At 49.3% G+C, this 3995-nt stretch carries 4 protein-coding genes; 3 read left to right on the top strand and 1 reads right to left on the bottom strand.

Going from position 1 to position 3995, the window contains the following annotated elements:
• Window positions 1-264: 264 nt before the first annotated feature.
• The 3 genes from AB5Y48_RS02730 (at window position 265) to AB5Y48_RS02740 (ending at window position 2600) form a co-directional block, all read left to right on the top strand.
• Entirely contained in the window at window positions 265-1209 is a 945-nt protein-coding gene (locus tag AB5Y48_RS02730; protein ID WP_368163704.1) for a transposase, read from the top strand.
• A 120-nt stretch (window positions 1210-1329) separates the two neighbouring features.
• Entirely contained in the window at window positions 1330-2250 is a 921-nt protein-coding gene (locus AB5Y48_RS02735; RefSeq protein WP_368163705.1) for a hypothetical protein, read from the top strand.
• A gap of 167 nt (window positions 2251-2417) precedes the next feature.
• Window positions 2418-2600: a hypothetical protein gene (locus AB5Y48_RS02740; protein WP_368163706.1), complete on the top strand. Its 183-nt coding sequence runs from the start codon at window positions 2418-2420 to the stop codon at window positions 2598-2600.
• Window positions 2601-2774: 174 nt separating this feature from the next.
• Here AB5Y48_RS02740 and AB5Y48_RS02745 read toward each other — a convergent pair whose 3' ends face one another.
• Window positions 2775-3899: an ISAs1 family transposase gene (locus AB5Y48_RS02745; RefSeq protein ID WP_368163707.1), complete on the bottom strand. Its 1125-nt coding sequence runs from the start codon at window positions 3897-3899 to the stop codon at window positions 2775-2777.
• Between the last annotated feature and the right edge of the window lie 96 nt (window positions 3900-3995).

Genomic DNA, 3995 nt, shown 5'->3' on the forward strand with positions numbered 1-3995 from the left:
TGGCTGCGCGCCGTCGTCCGGGCCTGCATCGAGAAAACGAATTACCCCATCCCTGCCGAATTGTGTGCGTCAAGCCCCTGTCGGTGAACGGTTACGTTTTCCTCTTCCAGGCGGCGCAGGCGTTTTTCGAGCTCCCGGATGCGCAGCTGCTCCGCAGTCACCGGCGTCCCCTTGGTAGATGCGCCTGAGTTCTGGGACACCCACCTTTTTGACAGGGGCGTAGCGCTCTGCTGGACTTGAAGCCTCACTGCCGAGGAACTCGCCATGACCATCGCCCGTTCACGTCAAATCAGTTTGCAGGATACGCCCTACTACCACGTGGTCAGCCGCTGCGTGCGGCGGGCCTTTCTGTGTGGGGAAGATGCTCACTCGGGCCAGAGCTATGAGCATCGCCGTCAGTGGGTGGTTGACCGGCTGGGTCAGCTGTCGCGGCTCTTTGCCATCGGTATCTGCGCCTATGCGGTGATGAGCAACCACTATCATCTGGTGCTGAAAGTAGATGCCGAGCAGGCCCAGGGCTGGAGCGAGCGGGAGGTGGCCGAGCGGTGGGCCGGGCTGTTCCAGTGGCCGCTACTGGTACGCCGCTGGTATCAGGGGGATGCCCTGATTGAGCCTGAGCTCGCGGTAGTGCAGGGGCTGATAGAGGAGTGGCGTGGGCGGCTCTACTCCATCAGCTGGTTCGTGCGCCTGCTCAACGAAGGGTTGGCTCGCCAAGCTAATCAGGAAGATAGCTGCAAGGGTCACTTCTGGGAGGGGCGCTTCAAGAGCCAGGCCCTGCTGACGGAGTCGGCACTGCTCGCCTGCATGGCCTATGTGGAGCTAAACCCCATCCGTGCCAAACTCGCCGACCGACCCGAGAAGAGTGACTACACCAGCATCAGCCAGCGCCTGGGAAGGGCCCAGACCACCGAGTTGCCACCCTTGCTGCTCCCTTTCGCTCAGAAAGGTAAACTCGAGTCACTCCCCTACACCTTCAGCGACTATCTGGCGCTGGTTGACTGGACTGGCCGTGCCATCCGCGATGACAAGCGGGGCCATATTCCCGAGGTGCTTTCTCCCATCCTGCAACGGTTGCAACTCGACGGTGACGACTGGCTCAAGCAGGTGAAGCTGTTCAAACGAAGCGGCATTCGGGCCATCGGCCACGGTGCGGCGCGAGAGCGTTACGCCCACCACTGCTGTCAGCGACGGTGTCATCAACCTCATTGAACGCTCTTCGATAAGGTGTTGATACATAGTGATCAGAGCCACCAGGCCACTAGTTTGGTGCGAGTCTGCAGGTTATGAGAAATTGGCTGACTTCAGTCGGCGTTCTTGATTGTTCCCAGCGTGATTAACTCAAACAACCTTGGAGGGCGTGAGGCTGCGTGTGCTTTTACCAGAATGGTGGGTGTCCTTAAATATACCAGATGCCGTTCTATACATAGATGTTCCTGTTTACGAGGAGTGATTGGTGAAAAATATATTTACCCTTGTTTTTTACTGCTTTCTTTCAGTGCTCAATCTGAGTGTGAAAAAATGAGTTTTTCGAATACTGAAACTGACTCTGAAGGCGTGAGTTATGGCTTGTCAGATGTCGTTGTAATATCGAAAGGGAGAACTTTTTTTTATGATTTTCCACTCGAAAAGTGTAAGTCAAAGAAAGTTTTCATCATTAATGGTGATAAAGCAGTATCATATGCATCATATAATAATTTCCAATACATAAAATTTTTAGATAGGAATGGAAAAGTACATGCTGGATGGGTTAAATCACCTCGCATCAGCAAAGATAGTATCTCGACAAATAAATTAAACGTGAGTGAAGGTGATTTCTTTATAGATTTCAATGGTACTGAAATACATATTGATAGTAGTTACAGCGACATAGCGTGGGTGTTTGCTAACTTTACTGAAATAGATAGTGGGAATAAATACATAGATTTATTTAGAACTGTAAATGGGGTTGATTATAAATTTTATCAACACGACTTTGGCTCTATATATATAGAGTCGTCGAATCTTAACTATGATAAAATAAAAAGAGATTTTGATGATTATAGAATAACTAGGATTACTATCAAGGGAGATATAGGATTTAGCAGTAGGGGGATTTTTGTGGGAAGTAAGATGCTTGACGTCCTAAAAATATATGGTAAGCCTTCAGCGATAAGAGATGGTAATTTAATTTACGATTATGATAATAAATCAATACGTTTCATCGGCTCAGAGACCGTTAAGCAAATAGATATTTCAATAAACCCAGTATGATATGGGGTTATTGACACCTTTATATAATTAATAAGGGTTAATGCATCTATTGTTACGGTAAACATTAAAAGGTAACTAGATAACTGGGTAACTACAAGTCAACTATATTCCTCGAATATACATTAATCATTGGTTCGATGAAGATTTTTATGAAGGATTTAAAGCATATGAAGTTAAAGTTATTTGTTGTCATGCTTGGGTTAGGGGGGGCGAGTATAGCAAGCGCCGGAATTTTTGACTCTAAAGATGAAAAGATCCCCTTCAAATGTGGCCGTGAAGATTCCATTCTCGCAGTGACGGAGGCACTGCGTGATAATGCCTTGTCTAAAATGTCGGTCTCAGCAGATTAACTAGAACGTTTTCAAAACAAAGTCGCTATAGTACCTATTAAAATATCTGATGTATCGACTACAAGTGGTTCAGCGCAAGAGTTGAAGTGCATAGCGACAGTGTCGATGACTGTTCCTACTGAATTGAAAGAGCTATCAGAGAAGGTCCCAGAAGCAGGGCAAGAGCATGAGTGGTCACTCTTTGTTCGCCGCTCTTACCCCTGACAAAATTACTTGTTCGAGATAGTCGTTGTTCATGGCGGCTATCTTCTGCTTACGGCGGATGCTGGCTCGCTTTCCTTCTTCTGCTCTGAGCATGTTCAGTGCCATATGCCTTGCTGTGGCCAGTATCTCGGCGGCATCCCCCCGATAAATAGAGCAGGCATCTTCTTTCATGGTGACATCCAAAACCCAGTGCAACTGGTTTTCTATCCCCCAGTGGCTGCGTACCGCATTCGCAAAAGTGGCTCGCTCCAAAGGGGCTGAGCTGATGTAGTAACGATGCTCCAATGACACCTCACCCTTGCTCTTTTGCTGGTAGCCAACGGCGACCCCCAGTGTTCGCAGCCCTTTCCACTCAGGAAAATGGCGGGCTACCTCCTCGGCCGGCAGCACATGATATTGCCGCACTTCAACTCTTCCCCGGTTTTGCTCGATACTGGCGATATGCTGCTCTGCCAACACAGGCTTGAACGCCTCACACACCGCATTCGACAAACGCTCTTGATTACCGTTGACGGCCAACAAGTAATCACCGCCTTGCTCGATAATCTGAGCCGCAATGGCTGTCTGGCAGCCCATCGCATCAATCGATATCAGGCAATTATTGATATCCAACAACGACAACAACGCCGGGATTGCTGTGATCTCATTGGATTTAGCATCGGTTTTCACCTGGCCTAGCACGACACCATTGGCACAGGCAAACGCACTGACCATATGGATGGCTGAAGCCCTGTCATCACGGTGATAGGAGCCTCGCAACACCTTTCCATCCAAGGCGATAACGTCGCCGTTACTGCACTGACTTACCGATGTCATCCAGCTGAGAAAACAATGCTGAAACTGCAATGGGTCGAGCCGGGAAATGACGCGGGCAATCGTGTCATCAACCGGCATGCCATTGAGGAAGAGCTGGCGCTTCTGGAACCAGTCTAGATGGGCGTCACCAAAGTCCTCAATATCCTGCCATCCTTCAGCACCACCGATAACAGCACAGAGCGTCAGAAACAGCACATCAAATAAGGGATAAGCCACTTTGGCGGTTTGCCTTGGGTCTTGGAGCTCGGCAAAGTGCTTAGAGAAGGCGTCGATGGGCATGAAGTGGCTCTCCGAAAAGAGAGCATAAGATCACAGCCCGGGACGGCGGTCAAACCCAATGGTTCGCTCAAAAAGCGTTCGCGATCTCGCCCTGGT

It is taken from the genome of Aeromonas sp. R6-2, from assembly GCF_040908155.1.
GTDB classification, from domain to species: Bacteria; Pseudomonadota; Gammaproteobacteria; order Enterobacterales; family Aeromonadaceae; genus Aeromonas; species Aeromonas schubertii.